The following is a 22,878-nucleotide window of genomic DNA, read 5'->3' as shown; positions in this document are numbered from 1 at the left end:
AGTGGGGAGTTTGGACGAGTGACTCCAAACTCCCAAGCTCAAAACTAACGAATAACTTCTCTCGATATCACCATTTTCTGGATCTCAGACGTACCTTCATAAATCTGGGTAATTTTAGCGTCGCGCATTAATCTTTCTACGTGATATTCTTTAACGAAACCATAACCACCGTGAACCTGTACCGCTTCTACTGTTACATCCATAGCTACTTTCGAAGCAAACAGCTTAGCCATGGAGCCCGCCTGGGTATAAGGTAATCCCTGATCTTTTAGCCAGGCAGCCTTGTAAACCAACAGTCTTGCTGCTTCAATCTGCGTCGCCATATCTGCCAGTTTAAAAGCAATAGCCTGATGCTCAACAATCGGTTTCCCGAACGATTTACGTTCTTTAGCATACTGCGTTGCCAGCTCGAAAGCACCTTGTGCAATACCCAAAGCCTGGGCTGCAATACCAATCCTGCCCCCCTCTAACGTCTTCATTGCAAATTTGAACCCGAAACCATCTTCGCCAATCCTATTTTCTTTTGGCACTTTCACATCGTTAAACATTAACGAATGGGTATCGGAGCCACGGATGCCCAGTTTATTTTCTTTTGGCCCAACGGTAAAACCTTCCATTCCTTTTTCTACAATAAAAGCGTTTATGCCTTTGTGTTTTAACTCAGGATGGGTTTGTGCAATAACCAGGTAAGTTGATGCAGTACCTCCGTTGGTAATCCAGTTTTTGGTACCGTTAAGCAGATAGTAATCTCCTTTATCTTCAGCTGTGGTACGTTGCGAGGTAGCATCAGACCCTGCTTCGGGTTCTGACAAACAAAATGCACCTATTTTTTCTCCGGCAGCCAGTGGCTTTAAATATTTTTCCTTTTGGGCTTCACTGCCATAGGCTTCTAATCCGTAACAAACCAATGAGTTATTTACCGAAACCACTACAGATGCAGACGCATCTATTTTAGAAAGCTCTTCCATTACCAGAACGTAAGAAATGGCATCAAGTCCGCTTCCATTATATTTTTCGCTCACCATCATCCCCAGGAAACCAAGTTCTCCGAGTTTTTTTACCTGCTCGGCCGGAAATTTCTGGTGTTCGTCTCTTTCAATTACGCCAGGCTTTAATTCTTGCTGCGCAAAATCGCGGGCAGCTTGCTGAATCATTAATTGTTCTTCACTTAATTCAAAATGCATAACATTTATGTATAAAAGGTTAGTAAATCAAATGTAGCATTTCTGATTGATATTACTATGGCTGCATAGTAATTTATTTTTAAATCCGTTGGCTGTTGTAATGGTATATTTAGTGCAGCCTATTGCTTTAACCAGCTGTTTCGTTTATTTTTTTGGAAAGCAAGATCAGTAACTCTCGGGCTCCGATAGCCGCGCCCTTTGCTTTATCCGGCGAAACTTGTGAAACGAGCATGCACACAAAAAAAACAAAAGAATAGTGCATAAACCGGGATAAAGCTGTCGCTCTGGTTTATTAACAAACCACGAAGTGCTCATGAATGTTACTAAATAAAAAAACACCTATGAATAATCGTAATGCAGTAAGCCTTAAGATTCCCGCCTGCGCGGGAATGACGATCATTCTATGAAATCTGTAAACTGAGGCGGAGCCGAAGGAGAACCAAAAGATACAGCGGACAGCATGTTAAAACGCCAACAAAAAAAGAATTATTTAGTTTCTTTCTTAGTCAGGATCAAGAACAAACTTAAACTCCCTAAAACTAAAATTAATAAAACCTGTGAGGAGTGAATAATGGTTGAATAAGCCAAGCCATCTTTAAAGGAAATGGAATAAAGCAACAATGATTGGGCAACCATCCAGTGGAAAACGCCAATACCGCCCTGGACAGGGGCAGCCATGGCAAAACCAGAAAATACAATTGCTGTAAATGCAGCATTAAAATGTAATTCGGAAGTAGCCTGTATCGAAGAAAAAGCAAAATACATGGAAAGTAAATAGAAAAACCAAATACCCAGAGTATAGGCTAAAAACAATCCTTTTTGTTTCAGCTTACTGTACGAACCAAATCCCTGGCGGAGGTTTACAAAAATGCGCAGGAATTTTTTGCTGAATTTTTGACGGAGAAAATAGACTGCAATGGCAATGAACAGAAATATAACGACACTAAAACCAACTAACCACCAATAGTTAACCGCACTTAATTTTTTAGCGAGATTGAGATATACGGCTTGATAAAGAAAATCGGCTACAATATTATATTGAAAGATCAGCATTGCCAAACTGGTCAAAAAAAGCATTACTACATCAAACAGCCGCTCCGTAATTACGGTTCCAATAGAAGCAAACATGGGCACCTTTGCGGCTTTGTGAACAACTGAACAGCGACCAATTTCCCCAAAACGGGGCAAAGCAAGATTGGCGAGATACCCGATCATTACGGCGTGATACGCATGCCAAAAGCTCACATTGTAATGGATAGACCGATATAACATCTGCCAGCGCAAAGCGCGTAACACATGGGCAATTAAAACAGCAATGACAGAAATAATGACCCAACAGTAATTAGCTGTTTTAATTTCCTGCCAAATCTTTTCTAAATCCTGACCCCGAAAAGCTAAAAACAAGACGCCTATCCCTATTAAAAACAGGATGATAAATTTTAGCGCTGTTTTGAGGTCAAATGTCACAAGCGTTATTTTAGCAAATGATTATTATCGTCAGGAAAAACCAGTATTGGATTATATTTTTTGGCATCTTCTATTGGCAGTGAGCCGTATGACATGATGATCAGCACATCACCTAACTGAGCCAAACGGGCTGTGGCGCCATTTAAGCAAATGGTTCCGGTTCCGCGTTCGCCTTTAATTACATAGGTTTCGAAACGTGCACCATTATTATTATTTACAATCTGCACCTTTTCATTTGCAATAATGTTAGCTGCATCCATCAAATCCTCATCTATCGTAATACTGCCTACATAATTCAATTCGGCTTGTGTTACCCTAACACGGTGTATTTTCGATTTTAATATTGTGATAACCATTTGGCAAAGTTAGCAATCAGTTTGGAGTTTTAAATAATAGATAATGTAATATGGGAAATGGATGATGGTTTATAGCTGGTAAGCTTCGTGAGCTGTTCATTAACCATACAACTCTTCCATCTTACCTCCTCCGTTCTCCCTCACTTTATAATCATATTGTCAATCAATCTCGTTGATCCTACTTTTGCAGCAATCAGGGCAACTAAGTTATTTTCGTCTTTTGATTTAGCCGGCTCGAGTGTATCGCCGTTGGCAATGGTAAAATAATCAAGTTCTACACCATCTATATTCTCATAAAATGCTTTTGCGCGATCCACCAATTCCGCAAGTGAATAATCATCAAAATGATCCATAACGAACTGCAGCGATTTACTCAGCACGAGCGAATGTGCGCGTTCACTTTGTGATAAATGGATATTCCGACTGCTCATGGCTAAACCATCTTCCTCGCGGATAATGGGACAGGTGATAATGGTTATGGGCAATTTAAAATAAGCCAGCATATTTTTGATCATCAGTACCTGCTGAAAATCTTTCTGTCCGAACATAGCCACATCAGGTTCAACAGCATCAAATAGTTTTTTAACAATCTGCGTTACCCCCTGGTAATGGCCTTTTCTAAAGGCGCCTTCCAACAGAAATTCGGCATGACCTAAATCGATGTGCCATGCCTCATCAGCTCCCGTTGGATACATTTCCTCCACATTAGGCATAAACACAGCGTTACAACCGGCATCGGCCAGCATGGCCAGATCATGCTCAATAGGGCGTGGGTATTTTTCTAAATCTTTAGGATCGGTAAACTGAGTAGGGTTTACAAAAATACTGCAGATAATGATATCAGCATTTTGCTGGGCCAGTTTTATCAATGAGATATGGCCATTATGCAGAGCACCCATAGTGGGCACTAATGCTATTTTTTTAGCTGATGCTTTTAATGGCTTTAAAAAAGCCTTAAGCGCTGCTTTGGTTTTAAATATTTCCAATTTGGACAATCTAAATTAAAGCCGTAAAGGTGTAAATTAATCTAAATGAAACCAAACAAATGCTTGCTATATTGATAAATAGTATTATTATGCTTACCTTTGCAGCTCATTATCTTTTATTTAACTTAATATTTTCCTAAAATATGGAGATGGCAAAAACGAAGCTGCTGATTGTTACACACGAGATGTCGCCTTTCCTCGAGCTTACTAAAATTTCTGAAATTACACGCCAATTGCCACAGGCTATGCAAGAAAAAGGATTCGAAATCCGCATCTTGATGCCAAAATTCGGTAATATCAACGAAAGAAGAAATCGTTTACACGAAGTAATACGCTTATCGGGAATGAACATCATTATTGATGACAATGATAATCCCTTAATCATTAAAGTAGCCTCCATCCCAGCTGCACGCATGCAGGTTTATTTCTTAGACAACGAAGAATATTTCCAGCGTAAACAGGTATTTAGAGATGCCAGCGGAAAATTCTTTGATGACAACGATGAACGCACCATTTTCTTCTGCAAAGGTGCATTAGAAACGGTTAAAAAATTAGGTTGGGCACCAGATATCGTTCACTGCCACGGCTGGATGAGTGCTCTGGTTCCGGCTTATATTAAAACTACCTACAAAAACGATCCTACATTTAAAAATTCTAAAGTAGTGTATTCTGTTTATGAGGATGGCTTTACAGAGAAACTGAATGCCAGTTTTGCTGGTAAAGCTGTAATGGCTAACATGACTGAAGATGACACCAAAGCATTTTTGCCATCTGATTGCGACAGTATGCACATTGGCGCCATAACGCACTCAGACGCAGTGGTTTTAGGAGACGAGAACCTGAGCAAAGATGTGTTAAAATTTGTTAAAGATTCCAATAAGCCAACATTAGCTTTTAACTTAACCGAGAATTTTGAAAACTTCTATAGTTTTTATGAAGAAATTTCAAATGATGAATTGGTTTCAGTAGCTTAATCAGGTATTATTATTTTAAATATGAAATTTACAAAACAAGACTTATTAACCCTGTTGATAAGTCTTTTTCTTTTTGCATCGTGTAAAAACCCAGATGGTGTTGGTTTAGATGTGGATCCAAATACTGCTATTACCGGAACTTTGGTGGTATCTCCTGTTACCACGCAATTAGTAAAGGAAACGGCAGCGAATACTTCAGGATTAAACCGTTATCCTTTAGGTTATATGACTGATCCTGTTTTTGGTAAAACAGAGGCGGGTATAGCGATGACAGTTTACCCGGTAAGCAACAGTTATGATTTTGGAACCGCCCCCCAGCTTGATTCAGCCGTTTTAGTATTAAAATTCGATGAATCGAGCACGGTGACCAAATTTTATGGCGATACTACTAATTCTAAATATAGTATAGATGTATTTCAATTGGCTAATAAGGTAACCAGTTATCAAAGTTCTGATGTTCAAGCCATCAACAATACCTTATTAGGAAATTTTACAGGCAAACTGGCGCCGAATACCAAAACAAAGGTATATGATATCGTTACCGGCAAAGCCGATACTTTAAAAACAGTTCCTGCGCAGATTAGAATACCTTTAAACAAGGCATTTATACAAAACGCTATACTTAATCAGGGTACGGCAGGAACTTCAACCGATACTAAGTTTATAGAATCTTTTAAAGGTTTGTATGCACAGATCAGTAAAACTTCTTCTACAGGTGCTGGTGGGATTGCATTTTTTAACTTTTCGGGAACTGATTCTTACCTGCAACTGGTTTGGAAAAAAACGAATACTTCCAATGGCGTAGACACTGCAACTGTAAATTTCCCTATCGGAAAACTGGTTTCAAACGGTAACGGTGGTTCTGCAATTTCTGGAGTAGCGGCCAATATTAAACACGATTACACTGGTACAGAAGTACAAAAGCAAATTGATGTTCCTACTCCAGCTGATCCAACCCAACAATATAGTGTAACTTATTTACAAGGTTTAGCTGGTGTAAAAACAAAATTAAAGTTTCCTGAATTAACAAACTTTACCAGTACTTACGGAAAGGCAGTAATCAATAAAGCAGAGTTAGTTGTAGAGATTGGTGAGAGTGCGCCAGCATATCCTTTTAATGCTGCACAGCGACTTTCTTTATATCGCTGGGATATTGCGCAGCAACCTGCATATATACCTGATTATACAACATTTTCTGGCAATGCTTCTGGCGGTGCGGCACTTTTTGGCGGCTATTTCGATTCGTTAAAAAAACGCTATATCTTTATTGTAACCAGTTATGTGCAAAGTTTAATTGATAAAAACATGGAAGATTACGGCACTTTCCTGGCGCCTACATCTTATACTGATTTTCAGAATGTTCCAAGTGCCACATCTGCCGAACGATCGGTTATAGGTGCTGGCAGCACAACTGCAAATAAGATAAAACTAAATATTTACTACACTAAGATTAATTAATGATTTTAGTGAGGTCAATAAGAAACTCCTGCCCATAAACCGGCAGGAGTTTTTTGTTATAGATCAAAATAAACGCATAAAAAAAAGCCACCTCTCATCAGGCAGCTTTTTCAAAATTACTTTAAACGCTTAATTAAAACGGAAGATCGCCATTTTCATCTGATGGACCGATTGTAAATTCATCATCAATTTTAGTTTCAGTGTTTTGATGAGCCGGTGTTGTTGGACTTTGTTCAAAATCGCTTTTTCTGCCCAACATGGTAAAGTTCTCGGCCACAATTTCAGTTACGTACTTTTTAACCTTTTCTTTATCTTCAAAGGATCTTGTTCTTAGTTTGCCCTCTATGTAAACCAGTTTTCCTTTCTGTAGGTATTTGGAAGCTACCTCGGCCAATCCGCGCCATAATACAATATTGTGCCACTCTGTTTGCTCTACTCTCTTCCCGTCTTTGTTGTATGTTTCCGAAGTGGCTAATGGAAAGCTGGCAACTGTTACGCCACCATCTAAATGCCGCACTTCAGGGTCTTTGCCTAAGTGGCCTACTAAAATAACTTTGTTAATCCCAGACATAAATATTTTTTGGTTAGTTGTTTTCTTTTTGCAATGCACTGAATAAGATGGTTAGTTATTCCATTTTATCCTGGTAAAAATATTCCTGAACAAAATCATGGATTACTTTTGGTTGCGGTAACTCATCTAATTTACTTAAAGAAACCCAATTAAGTTCCTTTTGTTTATTAAAGTTAAATATATAATTTTTTAATGCAAAAAATTGTATATGGATTATTTGGTGAGTTAAAACATGCTTTTTAGCACTTATAAAGCTAAAATCAACCTCATTCCCAAATACAGATTTTACCTGGTCGATGAATGATGAATCGTTCCACTCATATTTCGCAGTTGTTTCTACACTCGGGAAATCATATAAATGCTGCCATATATCTCCTGCCTGCCGCTCCCTCATTAATACTTTCTCCTCTTCAAAACAAATAAAATAATTAATGTATCGATGTTTCTGTTCGGCTTTACGGATTTTAACAGGTAGCACATTCACCAGACTGTTGTTAAAGGCATAACAATGTTGATTGAGCGGACAAATAGCGCAATTCGGCGATTTTGGCTTACACTGCAAGGCCCCAAACTCCATAATGGCCTGATTGTATAGGGCAGGGTCTTCTTTATATAGCAAATCGTTGGCTAATGCATAAAACTCTTTTTTACCGGCAGGGCTATTTATTGGGGTCGCTAAACCATAAAACCTGGAGAGTACCCTAAATACATTTCCATCTACTACGGCCCGTGCTTCACCTGATGAAAATGAAGAGATTGCAGCAGCGGTATACTCACCAATTCCTTTCAGTTTTATGAGTTCATCATGCAGGTTTGGGAAGATTCCATCATAATCTTTCACCACAATCTGGGCAGTTGCATGCATATTCCTTCCTCTTGAATAATAACCCAGGCCCTGCCAAAGCTTCAAAACTTTGACCTCGGTAGCACTTGCAAAATCTGTAACTGTAGGGAAGTTTTCTAAAAACCGATTGAAGTACGGAAGACCCTGCTCTACTCTTGTTTGTTGTAAAATAACCTCTGATAACCAGATGGTATAAGCATCATTGGTGTGTCTCCAGGGTAAATCTCTTTTGTTGGTCAGGTACCAATTGATGAGTTCATTTTGAAATGTCATTACTGCAAATTACGGTCTATTTATCCAATTAAAAAAAAACTTGCAATTGCCTGATAAGTCTGCCGATAAAAAAATCATCTTTTATTTCCCTATCTCATTAAAAAGCAATACTTTTGCAACCCCAAAACAGTAGTAATATTAAAACATAATATATAATAAATAATAAAATATGACTAAGGCAGATATTATTTCAGAAATATCAACAAAAACCGGAATTGAGAAGGTTGATGTACAGGAAACAGTGGAGGCATTTTTCAAGGTTATCAAAACCAGCATGATCGGCGGTGAAAATGTATACGTTAGAGGCTTCGGGAGCTTTGTTGTTAAAAAGAGAGCGCAAAAAACTGCGAGAAATATCTCAAAAAACACTGCTATAATCATCCCAGAACACTTTGTTCCTAGCTTTAAACCAGCAAAAGTATTTGTTGATAAAGTAAAAAGTAACTCAAAAAAAATTAAAGTAGAAGCCTAAGTCTTAATATATGAATAGCAACATCAGATCAAAACAAACCATTGTTATTGGAGCGATTGTATTGCTTGTTGCGTTCTTATTTACAAGAGACATTAAGGGTTTAGTTAAACCAACTGAAGAAAATGGAAAAATGCCTTCGAGTGGCCCAATGGCCGGAGCAGCTTCTCCATCATCAACATCGGTATTAAACCTCGAAACTTCATCCACTGCTGCAAAAAATGTGATCAATAAGAATTTGGCTACAGACATTACAGCTTTGGAAAACAGCTACAAAGGCGCAAATGGCGCAGAAAAGATTCAACTTGCCAAACAACTGGCTCAGAAATGGGACGATGTTGAACAAATTACTCCATCTGCCTTATATTTAGAAGTTGTAGCCGAAGGCGAACCATCAACAAAATCGTGGTTAGCTGCCGGAAATCAATTTATAAAAGCTTTTGAAAGCACACAAGACAGCCTGGCACAGCCTGCTTTATTGCAGAAAGCCAATATGTCTTACAAAAATGCATTAGAGAAAGACTCTACAAACATTGAAGCTAAAACAGGCTTAGGTGTAACAATAGTAAATGGCTTGGGCGCACCAATGCAAGGTATTGCAATGTTGCTGGAAGTTGTGGCTAAAGAACCTAAAAATGTGAAGGCTAATATGAATTTAGGATTATTCTCGATAAAATCAGGTCAGTTTGACAAAGCAATTCCTCGTTTTAACACCGTAATTGCCGCATCACCTACACCTGAAGCCTATTTTTACTTAGGAACAGCTTTAGAAAATTTAGGCAGAAATAAAGAAGCAGTAAATGCTTACCTATCAAGCAAAAAATTAGCGGCTAACCCAACCTTATCTTCATTCATTGATAAGAAGGTGGCTGAACTAAAGAATAAAAATTAATTAACAGATTAATAAAAACATTTAAAACTTAAAACTATGCCAAGCGGTAAAAAAAGAAAGAGACATAAAATGGCTACCCACAAACGTAAAAAACGTTTAAGAAAAAACAGACATAAGAAAAAATAGTTTCTTATTTTGATTAAGCCAGTTAAACCTCATAGTAAACACTATGAGGTTTAAACAATTTATATGATTTTTTTAATTATATAGGTTTTTGGCTACGTCAGTGTTTTATTTACTATCCATTTGTTAATAGGCGAAAGCCTTAAATCTGTAGCTGTTGGTAAAAGAATTAATTATCAATTCGACTCCTGCCGGAGTTACCATAGCGTTGATTGAAGACAAACAACTTGTTGAGCTTCACAAAGAACAAATCAATATTAATTACGCCGTAGGCGATATTTATTTAGGCCGCATTAAAAAAATTATGCCCGGTCTGAATGCTGCTTTCGTGGATGTTGGTTATGAGAAAGATGCATTTTTGCATTACTTTGATTTGGGCCCTCAGGTGCAATCTTTAATTAAGCTAACGAAGATCAAGCGTAATGGCTCGGTTACAGGCACGTTATTAGATAATTTAAAGCTGGAAGCCGATATTAATAAGGCAGGCAAAATTTCTGACGTGCTCAGTAAAAACATGCTCCTACCTGTACAAATTGCCAAAGAACCAATTTCTACAAAAGGTCCGCGTTTAAGTTCCGACATTTCGATTGCCGGCAGGTATGTGGTACTGGTGCCATTCTCCAATACCATATCCGTATCAAAAAAAATTAAAAGTAATACCGAGCGTAATCGTTTAAAAAAGATTATCGAAAGTATTAAACCTCAAAATTTTGGGGTGATTATCAGAACCGTTTCTGAAGGCAGAGGAGTTGCCGAAATGCAAAAAGATCTTTTGGATTTGATTGCTAAATGGGAGAACTTCATTAAAAAAATGCCATCTACCGAACCCTCAAAAAGAGTTTGGGGTGAAATGGACAGATCATCAACGTTAATCCGTGATATTCTGAACCCTGATTTTACAAACGTTTACGTTAGTACGCCTGATCTGTACGATGATATCCGTTCTTATGTTCACGATATTTCTCCTGAAATGGAAAAAATCGTTAAACTTTACAAACAGAAAGAACCGATCTTCGATCATTTCGGTATAGAAAAGCAGATTAAAAATGCTTTCGGAAAAACTGTAAACTTACCAGGTGGTGCTTACCTTGTTGTTGAGCACACTGAAGCACTCCACGTAATAGACGTGAACAGTGGAAACCGTACTGCCAGTAAAGAAAATCAGGAAGAGAATGCTTTACAGGTAAACAAAGAGGCGGCTAAAGAAATTGCCCGTCAACTGCGCTTGCGCGATATGGGCGGTATTGTGGTCATCGATTTTATCGATATGCACAAACCAACAAACCGTAAAATACTATTCGATTATTTGCGTGAGCTGATGTTATTGGATAGAGCTAAACATACCATTTTGCCTCCAAGCAAATTTGGTTTGGTACAAATTACCAGACAACGTGTTCGTCCGGAAATGAATATTGTTACGGTAGAGAAATGCCCGGCCTGCGATGGGACCGGAGAAATTAAAGCGAGTATCGTTTTAATGGATGATATTGAGAACAACCTTAATTATATTTTAAGAGAGCAGAATGAAAAAGGCGTAACACTCTGTGTACATCCTTATATTGAAGCTTATATTACTAAAGGTATTTTCAACCTTCAACGCCGCTGGTTCTTTAAGTATGGCCAGTGGATTAAAGTGAAAGCGCAATCATCGTATCATTTAACTGAGTTTCACTTTATCTCTGCGAAAGACGAAGAGATTAAATTGTAGCTTAAAAAATTAACTGAAAGCCTGGATCCTAATCCGGGCTTTTTTGTTTAAATATTTTCGCTAGTCGGGATTTGTAATCCCGATTTTAGAACAAAAGATTCTAATTTTGGATTGCAAATCCATAAACTATACGTCCGAGATTATAAATCTCGGCCAGCGGTATCCAAACCTCAATGAGAAAGATTAAATTCGTAATCTAAAATTTTAATCAATTGGCAAAATCTAAAACCGCATATTTCTGTCAGAGCTGTGGCTACGAATCGGCAAAATGGCTGGGTAAATGCCCTTCCTGCAATCAATGGAATACCTTTGTAGAAGAAATTGTAGAAAAAAGTCCGGCATCGGTTCCTACCTGGAAAAGTGATACAGCCAGTCGCAAACTTAGCAAGCCTAGCAAGGTTAATGAAATACAATCATCAATTGAGCGTAGGATATTAACCGGTGATAAAGAATTGGATCGGGTATTGGGTGGCGGCCTGGTAGAAGGATCGTTGGTATTAATTGGTGGTGAACCAGGCATTGGCAAATCGACCCTGATGCTACAATTGGCCCTAAATTTAAAAGGCAAAAAACTACTTTATATTTCTGGCGAAGAGAGCGAACAACAGATAAAAATGCGGGCGGAAAGGATTCAGGAAAGTCCATCGTCCAACTGTTACATCTTAACAGAGACGTCAACGCAAAACATCTTTAAACAGATCGAGATTTTAGAACCTGAAATTTTAGTAGTCGATTCTATTCAAACGCTCCATTCGGCCCATATCGATTCTACCCCTGGCAGCGTATCGCAGGTAAGAGAATGTACTGCAGAACTATTACGTTTTGCAAAAGAAACGGGCGTACCAGTATTCCTGATTGGCCACATTACTAAAGATGGCGCTATAGCAGGACCTAAAATACTGGAACACATGGTGGATACTGTTTTGCAGTTTGAAGGCGACAGGCATCATGTTTATCGTATCCTGAGGTCGATTAAAAACCGATTTGGCGCGGCTGCAGAACTGGGCATTTACGAAATGCAGGGCAGTGGTTTAAGGGAAGTTTCCAATCCTTCTGAGATTTTATTATCGCAGCGCGATGAAGAGCTGAGTGGAATAGCCGTAGCAGCCACATTAGAAGGTGCCAGGCCGATGTTGATTGAAACACAGGCTTTGGTAAGTTCGGCAGCATATGGAACCCCACAACGCTCTGCAACCGGTTTTGACACCAAAAGGATGAATATGCTTTTAGCAGTTTTAGAAAAACGCTGTGGTTTTAGGTTAAGCACACAAGATGTTTTCCTGAATATTGCCGGAGGAATCAGGGTAGAAGATCCTGCCATTGACCTGGCGGTATTGATTGCCATTATATCGTCTCATCAGGATATTTCCATTTCGTCGAAAAATTGTTTTGCTGCAGAGGTAGGTCTATCAGGAGAAATTAGAGCGGTAAACAGAATCGAACAACGTATTGCGGAAGCAGACAAACTGGGTTTCGAAACCATTTACATCTCTAAATACAATTTGAAAGGTATTTCGTTAGAAAAATACAGCCTTGAGATTAAAGCTGTAAGTAAAATAGAAGAAGTATTCAGTCTTGTTTTTGGGTAAATATCAAGGTGTGGAAATAACGCAACAATATTCCTCAAAAAGGAGATAATTTTCCACATTCTATAATAATATTAACGACCAAGGGCTACAAATAAAAACAAAATAACAAATTGAATATAAGAATGTTAGCAGCAATTTAAATAAAAACTAAAGTTTTGGTTTTACGTTTGCCTAAAAAAATAAGATAAGTAAATCATAGCATTTGATTTACATAATATTAGGGATGATTTTCCTCGCTAACGGATGTTAGCGGGGCTTTTTTTTATTTTCCATATTTAGAAAAAATTTAGATAAATTTGATCAGACCATAACCAAATCAGTTATAAAATCATGAAAAAGATTATTCTAAGCTTAAGTTTTTGCCTATTTACAGCACTTTCATTTGCTCAAGCGGCATATAGTGGCCAAAAATTTGGAGAAGAAGTTCAACCAGGTGATGTAAAACCCGCTGCTAAGATGGAAGCTGCCATGGGCGACAAAAAAACAGTTGACATGAAAATTGAAGGCAAAGTTGTAGATGTGTGTAAGAAAAAAGGCTGCTGGATGACATTAGAAATGCCAAATGGTGATCCTATGCGGGTAACTTTTAAAGATTACGCTTTCTTTATGCCAATGGATATTGTAGGCAAAAAAGTGGTTTTGGATGGCTTAGCGAAGAAACAGACCATTTCTGTAGAAACTTTACGCCATTATGCTGAAGACGCTAAAAAATCTCCTGACGAAGTTGCTAAAATTACTGACCCTAAAAAGGAACTGGCTTTTGAAGCTAAAGGTGTAGTGATTTTGGATAAGTAAATCCCAGAATAAACATCGTAATATTCGTCATCCTGAACCGAGCCCTAGCGAGCGCACCGAAGATAATTTATGTCAGGGTATTAAAGATGCTGAAATAAATTCAGCATGACGGAACTGGAAAATGAAACAAAAAATAAACCCCGATGCAGATTCAGTATCGGGGTTTATCTTTTATTTCTTTCGGGCTATAAAACCCAGTTCCAGCCAAATTCATCAGGCGCTAAACCGTAACGGATATCGTTTAGTTTTTTAGCTATACCATTAGAAATATGTCTTGTTGATGGATCAGTCAGTTTATAGATCTGACCATTATACCCCATTTCGCCCACGTGTGTTACCGTAGCTGCAGTTCCGGCAGCAAAAGCTTCTGTTAAACTTCCGTTTTCTATCCCTTCAATTACTTCTTGAACAGAAACTCTGCGTTCTTCAACTTCTACTCCAGCCTCTTTAGCCAGTTTTATGATTGTATCACGTGTTACACCGTCTAAAACAGTACTGCGTACTGATGGTGTTACCAGTTTACCACTAATTACAAAAAGCAAGTTAGCTGTTCCAGCTTCTTCAATAAATTCATGGGTTACCGAATCGGTCCAGATCAATTGATCGTAACCTTCTTTTTTAGCTTGCTCGAAAGGGTATAACGAACGCGCATAATTTCCAGCTGTTTTGGCAAAGCCCACACCGCCTTCATCTGCACGTGTAAATTCAGTTTCGATTTTAACTTTTAATGCACTGCTGTAATATGGACCTGTTGGTGTAGTTAACAACACAAATTTATAGGTATCTGATGCTTTAACCCCCAAATAAGGATCCATTGCAAACATTACCGGACGGATATATAAAGCATAATCTTCCTGATCCGGCACCCACTTTTCATCAACATTGATCAGCGCAGCCAAACCCTGCATAAAAATTTCTTCAGGAACACCCGGCATCGACATCCTGGCTGCTGATTTGTTAAAACGTTCAAAGTTTTTATCTGCACGGAATACACTGATCTTTCCGCCAGGTTGACGATAAGCTTTTAATCCTTCAAAAATTGCCTGTCCGTAATGAAGTGCAGAAATTGCAGGACTTATTGGAATAGGGCCATAAGGGAGAATCTGTAAATTTTTCCATTCGCCATCTTCGTAATCAGCAGTAAACATGTGATCGGTAAAAACCTTTCCGAAAGGTAATTGGGAAAAATCAGTAACCGTTAATCGTGTTTGATCTGTTTTGGTGATTTTTATATCTAATGTCTCGGTCATAATATTGAATTTTGAATGAGTGATTTTTGAGTGAGTGAATGATATTGCATCATGCCATTCATTCATGCTGTCAATCTCCAATTCAATCATTAATTATTTTGCGCAAATTACGAAAAAACAGGCTTTTTTAATAGCTTTTTGCAATATTAATCTTTGTTTTTGAGTGTTTTAAGTACACTAAGCACCCACCCTTTACCCCATTCTTCCATCTGCTCATCTGTCCATAAAAATGGATAAAAGATTCGTTTCTGAAAACGCGGAGGCAGGTACTTTTGCCAGTTGGTTCCACCTGTTGCCGCAATATCAACCGGATCTTTCTCCAGATAACGTACAGCCGATTTATAATGCGATAAAGGCCATTCTACGTTAACATACAGATCAAGTTTACGTAATTCATCAGCAAGGGCAGAAACATCAGCTCCATTGGCTTGCAATTTATGGTAAAGCGCTGTAAAATTAGTTGAAGTGCGGTTTTTAGCCAATTGTAAAAACTGCGCTGCATATTTATTGATAAATTGCTTTAATGTTAAAGTTTGCTTACCTGAAGCCAGCTCGGTTGCACCGAATTTCCAATAAATGTTTTCGAATTGTTCATCTATGGTTGCATTCCTTAGCTCCTCACGTTTGGATTTGTCTACCAATCGGATAAAATCTGTAGCACAGATCTCGATCATCCGGTACTGGCCCGATTGAAATCCACTCGCAGGCAGTAACGACATACGGAATTTCAGGAATTGTTCTTTCTCCATACCATCAACCATCACCTCAAAAGAAGAGGTTAAGGCGTTGAAATAAGCATTGATCCGTTTAACCCTGGCAGTAAAGAATTCGACAGTTAAATTTTCATGCTCCGCAATCTGCCTGCATTCGTGCAATGCAAGCTTAAAATAAAGTTCGGTAATCTGGTGGTACATGATGAAAATCTCTTCATCAGGGATTGGTGTTTTAGGGCTCTGCAGGCTTAGCAAAGTATCTAAATGGATGTAATCCCAATAGGTCAGGAAATCAGCATACAAAAGCCCGTCAAGGTATGATGCCATATCCTGCCCCATTGCCGTATACTTTTCCTGCAACTGGTGTAGTTTGTCTTTTATTTCGGGTGTAAAATCCATGGTTTAAAGTTAGTTGCACAAAGGTGATAAAGATTTTGCAACAAATAACTAAATTTTATACATTTGAAACATGGCGATGGGGTACCGCCGAAACCGCCCAAACAGGCTGATGACTCCTACGATTTTTATCTAAAATTGAATTCAAATGCCTGTTAAAAAATTAACAGAAGGATTTCTTCTGTCTATCAAACACTTTATTAAACTCGACTTCGGATTACTCTTAATGAGTACTGGTAAGTGGCTGTTCATTTCTGCAATATTGGGTGGAATTATTGGCTCTGCCTCTGCCCTGTTTTTAGATACCCTAAACTGGGCAACAAATTATCGTGAACAACACCTTTGGATGATTGCCTTTTTGCCCATTGCAGGTATCATTATTGGTTTAGCCTACCATTATTGGGGTGCAAAGGTAGTTAAAGGAAACAACCTTTTGATCGAGGAATTACAATCGCCCAAAAATGTAATTCCGCTGATTATGGCTCCACTCATTTTTGCGGGTACGATTATTACCCATTTATTTGGCGGATCGGCTGGCAGAGAGGGCACAGCTGTACAAATAGGGGGAGCATTTGCTGACCAGTTTACAAAACTGTTCAAACTTAAAGCCAGAGACCGCAAAGTGATCCTCATCTGCGGGATTAGTGCCGGTTTTGCCTCTGTATTTGGCACACCTTTGGCAGGCGCCGTATTTGGATTGGAGGTTTTTGTGATTGGAAGTTTAACTTACAGTTCAATTCTTCCATCATTTATTACGGCAATAATTGCCGATTATGCCTGCAAGGCCTGGGGCGTTGGGCACACCCATTATTCGATAGCTGCCGTACCAGAAATAGATTCGATAAACCTATTGTTATCTGTAGGTGCGGGGATATTGTTTGGCCTTACCGCCAGAAGTTTTTCTACCTTAAATCACGCGTTATCCGGCCTTTTTGCCAAAATTAAATACCCACCACTACGACCGCTTATTGGCGGAGTAATTTTGGTCTCGATTATTTATCTGATGGGAAATACGCGATACATAGGTTTGGGGATTCCGGTTATTTCGGAAGCCTTTATCAAACAAGAAGCCTATTATACATTTGCAATTAAATTAGTTTTAACTGCCTTGACCCTGAGTGCAGGGTTTAAGGGCGGTGAGGTTACGCCGCTTTTTTTTATAGGGGCCACACTAGGTAGTTTTTTGAGTTTTTTTATTCCCTTACCGCTTAGCCTGTTGGCGGGCATGGGTTTCGTGGCAGTTTTTGCTGGGGCAGCGAATACCCCTTTGGCCTGTATTTTTATGGGAATAGAGTTATTTGGTGCGTCATCGGGAATTTATATTGCCCTGGCTTGCGTTACGGCGTACTTATTTTCTGGTCATACGGGGATTTATAAATCGCAGGCTATCGGTGCACCTAAGCATTTGTTGTTGAAGAGGCATCAGTTTTTGACATAGCGAAGAGTGTGGGGCTAGGGTGGCATCTTTGCCATTCTGAACGCAGTGAAGAATCTGTTACTCATATAGTACTAAAGTAAGATGCTTTATGAAGGCTCATAGAAGAAACGCAGAAATTCTTAGTTGCACTACCATGGACAGAATCCACTAGTTCGGTCGTCATTCTCGCGCATGCGGGAATCTTAATGCAACGTTTTAAGATTCCCAATCAAGTTGGGAATGACGATTTCTCGAGGGATATTACCTAATTTATTTTATCTGTCAATCATCTTGATTTTTAAACAATTTAATTATCCCTCAGAATGGCAGCATGCTATATGAAATTCTTTGAGACTAAGGGCAGTCTGAATGTTCATGAGAGAAATCTACAAATCAGATTTCTCGACTTCGTTCCATTCCGCTCGAAATGACGATATTTAGGTATCCCATCATCCCTTTTACATTTTACGTCTAGTACAAAACCCTAAACTTTATCGTTTGCTCGATCTTTTTAAGCGATTTAAACAACTGTTTATCGTACTGTGCATTGATATCCGTAATGGCATAGCCAATTTCTGGGTTGGTCATTAGAAACTGACTTACAATATTGATATCGTGTTTAGCAAAAACTGTATTGATTTTTGCCATAATACCCGGAACGTTTTTATGAATATGAATTAAACGGTGCGATTTATCAATTTTTGGCAATTGCAGATTTGGGAAATTGGCACTTAAATAGGTTGCACCAGTATTCATAAAATCAGCCACCCTTTTCGGGATAAAACTAATATTACGCGGGTTATTTTTGGGGTCATCAAAAACAACAATGCCCTGTGTGGTACATAAATTAAGATCTATTTTATTTTTGGCATTCCCTAAATAGCCAATAGTTTTTAGCTTAGCCGCATTTTTCAGCTGTTCTTTGCTTATTTTTTCACCATCGGCTAATACAATAATCCCTACGTCTTTTATGTATTTATCTTCAAATGAATCTTTATGCCTGATGGATAAGCCATCATTTTTAAGGATAGAAATCGCTAAAGGGTCAACATCCCCAATTACCAGGCAAAGAATTCTATTTTTAGGATAGGAAATGGCTCGTGGCAGATCATTTACATACAGAAACTCGTCGAAACTTGGTGTTACATGGTCTGCTTTGGAAACAATGCTTTCACGGGCAATATTCTCCGTAAATGCAAAAAACTTATTAATGATTCCGCTTTCACGCAGTTGGAAATCGGAATAACCATCACCTATACCAAATAACTCGCCTTCTAATTTTAAATGCTGCAGTAATTTTACTTTACCACCCTCTTCACTCAAAGGATTAGCATGATCATAATCTATAATTTTGCCATCGCCGGTGGTTACAAAAGTATTGGCGTAAATATTTTCCTTTTTAATATGGTACTGGCTTACAACCGGGGTAATAAATTCTTTAAAACCGCCTGAAACAATCAGTACTTCATCTGCATGTTTCTTAAAAAATTCGGCATTACGTGAAAAAGATGTAGATACCTTCTTTTTTAGATGTTTAATGAGCTGTTTTAAATGATCTTCATTCGCTTCGAGCAGTTTAACACGCTGTGCTAAACTTTCGGAGAAGGAAAGTTTTCCTTCCATGGCAAAATTGGTATAATCTTCAATTTTTTGGAAAATCGCTTCTTTATCTGGGTGGTTCTTTAGCGAAATCCGGGCAAGTTCATCAAGGGCTTCTACCTGTGTAAAGGTACTATCAAAATCAATGATGTAATAGGCTTTCTGTTTGGGCATTATTTTAAATGTTGGGTAATTTCTTTTATGCTTTCTGCAACTGGCTTAAAGGTAATGCCTGTTGCTGTTTTTACTTTATCATTATTGTAATAACTTAAGGTTAAACTGCTCTTTGCAGCATCCTTAGTGATGGAAGGCTGTTTACCGGTAAATATAGAAGCAAATTTAAGCGCCCTCCAGGCTATTCCAAGCATCCATGGTTTGGCTTCTTTTGTTGGCGCTTTAACACCAAAACCCTGAGCAATTTCGCTGAACAAATCTTTATAGTGATAATCATCAGCAGAAATGATATACCGCTCTCCTGAAACATCGGCATCCATTAAGAGGATCATCGCTTTGGCTACATCTTCAACATCCACAAAACCTGAAGCGCCATCAGTATAAAATGGAAAACCGCCTTTTACTAATTTAAAAATTGCCCCACTGCCTTCAAAACCCGCATTTTTACCAATAATTACCGATGGATTAACAATAATGGCATTTAATCCTTCAGTAATACCCCGCCAAACCTCCATCTCTCCTTCGTATTTAGATAAACCGTAAGCATGTGCTTTTGCATCATATTCCCAAAAATCTTTTTCGGTAATTTTATGACCCTTTTTTGCATTGCCCAGGGCAGCAACCGAACTAACGTGCAACAGCCTGCAATTATTTTCGGCACAAAGGTTAACAATGTTCGATGTACCTTCAATATTTACATGAAAAAGCTGTTTTTTATCTTTCGGGTTAAAGGATACAAATGCAGCACAATGGTAAACTTTAGTGATCCCGATAAAAGCATCTTCTAAAACAGCAGGTTCATTAATGTCTGCTTCAAACCATTCAATCAATGGAATATTTTCAATCAAAGCAGGAATTTTAGATTTTTCCCGCCTGAGCGCCCGAACAGCTAAACCCTTATCGGTTAACTGCTTAATTAATTCAGATCCTAAAAATCCAGTTCCTCCGGTTACCAGTATCATTTTATTTTTTTCGGGCTATATGTGGAAATACGCATTCAAAAATAGATATTTGAGCCGAGAGTTTTAAATATATGTCATTAACGGATTTCTTTTCCCCAATAAACCCAGATAGTTTTACGCCCAAACAAGGTTTTTTTACAAGTCAGTTAGGGCTAAAAGCGCAGATTTATACCGAATCGTTTCCCGATTTTGAGGAACACACCTACGATCTGGCGATTTTTGGGGTACTTGATGGAAGAGGCGCGGTTAACAACGAAGGTTGTGCCCTGGCCCCTGATTATTTCAGAGAGAAATTTTACAAACTGAATGAAGGTTCTTTTAACAGCAGGATTGTAGATTTAGGCAACATTAAACATGGTGCAACCATTGCAGATACTTACATCGCCATCAAAATGGTGGTTTCGGAACTCATTAAAAAAGACATTATCCCAGTTATTATTGGAGGCGGACAAGATCTAACCTACGGCCAATACCTGGGTTATGAAGATTTGGAGCAAAAAGTAGATCTGGTGATCATTGATAATCAATTTGATATTGGCGACGATGACCATGAAGGAATTGCCACCCGATCGGATTGTTATCTGAATAAGATTTTCTTACATCAACCCAACTACCTGTTCAATTTCAGCAATGTTGGTTATCAAACTTATTTCGTAAATCAAGAAAGTTTGAGCGTAATGGATAAATTATATTTTGATGTGCACCGTTTGGGTGAATTTGCCCAGGATATCACTTTAACAGAGCCGATAATCCGCAATGCCAACATGATCAGCTTTGATATTGGCGCTATCCGCTCTGCTGATGCCGCAGCAAATGCCAATACTACTCCAAACGGTTTTGATGGCGAAGAAGCCTGTCGTATTGCCCGATACGCGGGCATGAATGATAAGTTAACTTCAATAGGCTTTTACGAATTTAACCCGGCTTATGACAATAACGGACAAACGGCTTTCTTACTTGCCCAAATGGTATGGTATTTTGTAGATGGATATTACGCCCGTAAAAAGGATTTCCCGCTTACACCGAAATCGCAGTATATCATCTATAGAACCAGTTTAAAAGACGGTTCGGGAGAAATGACATTTGTTAAAAGTAAAAAATCAGACCGTTGGTGGATGCAGGTTCCTTATCCATCGGGCCAATCCAAAAACGAGCGTTATCATTTAGTACCCTGCCGATATGATGATTACCAGATTGCAGTAAATGGAGAAATGCCCGATTTATGGTGGAGAACCTATCAAAAGCTGAATTAGGCATTGTACAATTTCAAAGTTAAAACCGTGTAATTTCAAAGTGAAAGCTGTGTAATTTCAAAGTGGAATCCGTGTAATTTCAAAGTGGAATCCGTGTAATTTCAAAATTAAAGTCGTGTAATTTCAAAGTATCTGTTGTATGTACTCTCTTTTTTCGTAATTTTGAGCAAAATAACTTGCTATGCAACAATCAGTTAAAAGACATGTAAGAAAACATATTGATCAACAAAAAAGTAAATTTCCTATTATTGCACTTACCGGTCCAAGACAATCAGGAAAGACGACATTATTAAAGAATATATTTAGTAATTATAGGTATGTTTCACTTGAGAACCCGGACGTTAGGGCGTTTGCAACAGAAGACCCTAATGGCTTTTTAAGTGAATATAACGATAAGGTGATTTTTGACGAAGTGCAAAGAGTTCCATTACTTTTTTCTTACTTACAAGGCATAGTCGATGAATCTAAAATTATGGGGCAGTTTATTTTATCGGGCTCACAAAATTTCCATTTAATGCATGGCATCACACAAAGTCTAGCAGGTAGGGTAGCATTATTTAAACTTTTACCTTTTGATCTATCTGAACTTAAAGCAAACGACTTACTTCAATATTCATTTGCAGGGGCCTGTATTAAAGGTTGCTATCCTGCCATTTACGATCGTGACATAGAACCCAATGTATATTTCACCAATTATATACAAACCTATGTAGAAAAAGATGTAACCGAACTTTTAAATATTAAAGATCTACGCGCATTCAGAACTTTTATCGGTTTATGTGCCAACCAGGCCGGTCAGTTGCTTAATATAAGTGCACTAGCTAATGCCTGCAATATTTCACAGCCAACTGCAAAAAACTGGCTTTCTCTTTTAGAAAGCAGTTACATTATATACCTACTACAGCCATATCACGAAAACTTCAATAAACGTTTGATAAAAACACCAAAACTTTATTTTTACGATTCGGGGCTATTGTGCCATTTACTTAAAATTAAAACCAGCGAAGCGTTGTTAAGAAATAGGCTAAAAGGAAACATCTTTGAGAACATGGTAATTGCAGAATTCCAAAAACAAAATTATCATAACTACTTAAATAAAGAATATTACTTTTGGCAAGATAGCCATGCTAATGAAGTAGATCTGCTTCAACCAACAGATGAGGGCTTTAGTGTATTTGAAATTAAGGCTACGCAAACCGTTACTCCTGATCTTTTTAAAAATATAAATAAATTCGAGGTTACTGCAAGCCCTAAAAAAGTGGAAAAAACATTAATTTATGGAGGGTCAGAAAACCAAAAACGCAGCCAGTATAAAGTATTAAGCTGGCAATCGATAAAGTAGACACTTAGCCATTAAACAGTCTATCATAATTTTACACAGCTATTTACGTTTTAGCGATACAGATTTCTATATTTGAATAAGAT

The 22,878-nt window shown here is 38.2% G+C and carries 20 protein-coding genes and 1 riboswitch; of the genes, 10 read left to right on the top strand and 10 right to left on the bottom strand.

Annotated elements, in window-relative coordinates; all coding sequences use genetic code 11:
- Nucleotides 1-44: 44 nt before the first annotated feature.
- From BLR60_RS20545 to panC, 4 genes are all read right to left on the bottom strand, one after another.
- Nucleotides 45-1,184, bottom strand: a complete 1,140-nt coding sequence (locus tag BLR60_RS20545; protein WP_090503321.1) for an acyl-CoA dehydrogenase — start codon at nucleotides 1,182-1,184, stop codon at nucleotides 45-47.
- A gap of 486 nt (nucleotides 1,185-1,670) precedes the next feature.
- Nucleotides 1,671-2,651 carry a lysylphosphatidylglycerol synthase transmembrane domain-containing protein gene (locus tag BLR60_RS20540; RefSeq protein WP_167354793.1) on the bottom strand — a complete coding sequence of 327 codons (981 nt, stop codon included), beginning with the start codon at nucleotides 2,649-2,651 and terminating at the stop codon, nucleotides 1,671-1,673.
- A gap of 5 nt (nucleotides 2,652-2,656) precedes the next feature.
- Nucleotides 2,657-3,007, bottom strand: a complete 351-nt coding sequence (gene panD / locus BLR60_RS20535; protein ID WP_090503313.1) for an aspartate 1-decarboxylase — start codon at nucleotides 3,005-3,007, stop codon at nucleotides 2,657-2,659.
- 140 nt (nucleotides 3,008-3,147) lie between these two features.
- Complete coding sequence (gene panC, locus BLR60_RS20530; RefSeq protein ID WP_090503311.1) at nucleotides 3,148-3,993, bottom strand: pantoate--beta-alanine ligase; 846 nt, start codon at nucleotides 3,991-3,993, stop codon at nucleotides 3,148-3,150.
- Nucleotides 3,994-4,142: 149 nt separating this feature from the next.
- On the opposite strand from panC, the gene BLR60_RS20525 reads away from it, so the two are divergent.
- Together BLR60_RS20525 and BLR60_RS20520 are read left to right on the top strand one after the other, a co-directional pair.
- Entirely contained in the window at nucleotides 4,143-4,967 is an 825-nt protein-coding gene (locus BLR60_RS20525; protein ID WP_244155714.1) for a glycogen/starch synthase, read from the top strand.
- 21 nt (nucleotides 4,968-4,988) lie between these two features.
- On the top strand, nucleotides 4,989-6,425 hold the full coding sequence (locus BLR60_RS20520) for a DUF4270 domain-containing protein (protein WP_090503306.1): 1,437 nt from the start codon (nucleotides 4,989-4,991) through the stop codon (nucleotides 6,423-6,425).
- Between the two features lie 133 nt (nucleotides 6,426-6,558).
- On the opposite strand, the gene BLR60_RS20515 is transcribed toward BLR60_RS20520, so the two are convergent.
- Both BLR60_RS20515 and mutY read right to left on the bottom strand, forming a co-directional pair.
- Entirely contained in the window at nucleotides 6,559-6,996 is a 438-nt protein-coding gene (locus BLR60_RS20515; protein WP_090503303.1) for a single-stranded DNA-binding protein, read from the bottom strand.
- A 55-nt stretch (nucleotides 6,997-7,051) separates the two neighbouring features.
- Complete coding sequence (mutY, locus tag BLR60_RS20510) at nucleotides 7,052-8,113, bottom strand: A/G-specific adenine glycosylase (RefSeq protein ID WP_090503301.1); 1,062 nt, start codon at nucleotides 8,111-8,113, stop codon at nucleotides 7,052-7,054.
- A gap of 169 nt (nucleotides 8,114-8,282) precedes the next feature.
- Between mutY and BLR60_RS20505 the strand changes: the two genes are divergently transcribed.
- The 5 genes from BLR60_RS20505 to BLR60_RS20485 all read left to right on the top strand — a co-directional run bounded on the left by BLR60_RS20505 (nucleotide 8,283) and on the right by BLR60_RS20485 (nucleotide 13,689).
- Nucleotides 8,283-8,585 (top strand): HU family DNA-binding protein, encoded by a 303-nt coding sequence (locus BLR60_RS20505; protein ID WP_055909222.1) that lies wholly within the window; start codon nucleotides 8,283-8,285, stop codon nucleotides 8,583-8,585.
- A 10-nt stretch (nucleotides 8,586-8,595) separates the two neighbouring features.
- Nucleotides 8,596-9,474: a tetratricopeptide repeat protein gene (locus tag BLR60_RS20500; RefSeq protein ID WP_090503298.1), complete on the top strand. Its 879-nt coding sequence runs from the start codon at nucleotides 8,596-8,598 to the stop codon at nucleotides 9,472-9,474.
- A 280-nt stretch (nucleotides 9,475-9,754) separates the two neighbouring features.
- Nucleotides 9,755-11,305, top strand: a complete 1,551-nt coding sequence (locus BLR60_RS20495) for an Rne/Rng family ribonuclease (RefSeq protein WP_090503295.1) — start codon at nucleotides 9,755-9,757, stop codon at nucleotides 11,303-11,305.
- Between the two features lie 212 nt (nucleotides 11,306-11,517).
- Nucleotides 11,518-12,894, top strand: coding sequence for a DNA repair protein RadA (gene radA, locus BLR60_RS20490; protein ID WP_090503293.1), 1,377 nt, complete (start codon nucleotides 11,518-11,520; stop codon nucleotides 12,892-12,894).
- A 330-nt stretch (nucleotides 12,895-13,224) separates the two neighbouring features.
- Nucleotides 13,225-13,689: a DUF4920 domain-containing protein gene (locus BLR60_RS20485; RefSeq protein ID WP_090503291.1), complete on the top strand. Its 465-nt coding sequence runs from the start codon at nucleotides 13,225-13,227 to the stop codon at nucleotides 13,687-13,689.
- A gap of 185 nt (nucleotides 13,690-13,874) precedes the next feature.
- Here the strand turns inward: BLR60_RS20485 and BLR60_RS20480 are convergent, their stop codons facing one another.
- A complete protein-coding gene (locus BLR60_RS20480) occupies nucleotides 13,875-14,939 on the bottom strand; it encodes a branched-chain amino acid aminotransferase (RefSeq protein WP_090503410.1) in 1,065 nt (354 codons plus the stop codon).
- Nucleotides 14,940-15,085: 146 nt separating this feature from the next.
- Entirely contained in the window at nucleotides 15,086-16,051 is a 966-nt protein-coding gene (locus BLR60_RS20475) for a tryptophan 2,3-dioxygenase family protein (RefSeq protein ID WP_090503288.1), read from the bottom strand.
- A 63-nt stretch (nucleotides 16,052-16,114) separates the two neighbouring features.
- Nucleotides 16,115-16,177: riboswitch (Fluoride riboswitch) on the top strand.
- A 19-nt stretch (nucleotides 16,178-16,196) separates the two neighbouring features.
- On the opposite strand from BLR60_RS20475, the gene BLR60_RS20470 reads away from it, so the two are divergent.
- Complete coding sequence (locus BLR60_RS20470; RefSeq protein ID WP_090503285.1) at nucleotides 16,197-17,486, top strand: voltage-gated chloride channel family protein; 1,290 nt, start codon at nucleotides 16,197-16,199, stop codon at nucleotides 17,484-17,486.
- A gap of 450 nt (nucleotides 17,487-17,936) precedes the next feature.
- Here the strand turns inward: BLR60_RS20470 and BLR60_RS20465 are convergent, their stop codons facing one another.
- Nucleotides 17,937-19,238, bottom strand: a complete 1,302-nt coding sequence (locus BLR60_RS20465) for an HAD-IB family phosphatase (protein ID WP_090503283.1) — start codon at nucleotides 19,236-19,238, stop codon at nucleotides 17,937-17,939.
- Complete coding sequence (locus BLR60_RS20460; protein WP_090503281.1) at nucleotides 19,238-20,200, bottom strand: NAD-dependent epimerase/dehydratase family protein; 963 nt, start codon at nucleotides 20,198-20,200, stop codon at nucleotides 19,238-19,240. Before BLR60_RS20460 ends, BLR60_RS20465 begins: the two co-directional genes overlap by 1 nt.
- Nucleotides 20,201-20,271: 71 nt before the next feature.
- On the opposite strand from BLR60_RS20460, the gene BLR60_RS20455 reads away from it, so the two are divergent.
- Both BLR60_RS20455 and BLR60_RS20450 read left to right on the top strand, forming a co-directional pair.
- Nucleotides 20,272-21,453 carry a formimidoylglutamase gene (locus BLR60_RS20455; RefSeq protein WP_090503278.1) on the top strand — a complete coding sequence of 394 codons (1,182 nt, stop codon included), beginning with the start codon at nucleotides 20,272-20,274 and terminating at the stop codon, nucleotides 21,451-21,453.
- Between the two features lie 181 nt (nucleotides 21,454-21,634).
- Nucleotides 21,635-22,795, top strand: coding sequence for an ATP-binding protein (locus tag BLR60_RS20450; protein ID WP_090503276.1), 1,161 nt, complete (start codon nucleotides 21,635-21,637; stop codon nucleotides 22,793-22,795).
- The last annotated feature ends 83 nt before the right edge of the window (nucleotides 22,796-22,878 follow it).

The organism is Pedobacter terrae (assembly GCF_900100705.1).
Lineage (GTDB): Bacteria > Bacteroidota > Bacteroidia > Sphingobacteriales > Sphingobacteriaceae > Pedobacter > Pedobacter terrae.
The sequence above is the reverse complement of the archived record's forward strand: the minus strand, read 5'-3'. Positions and strand labels throughout refer to the sequence as shown.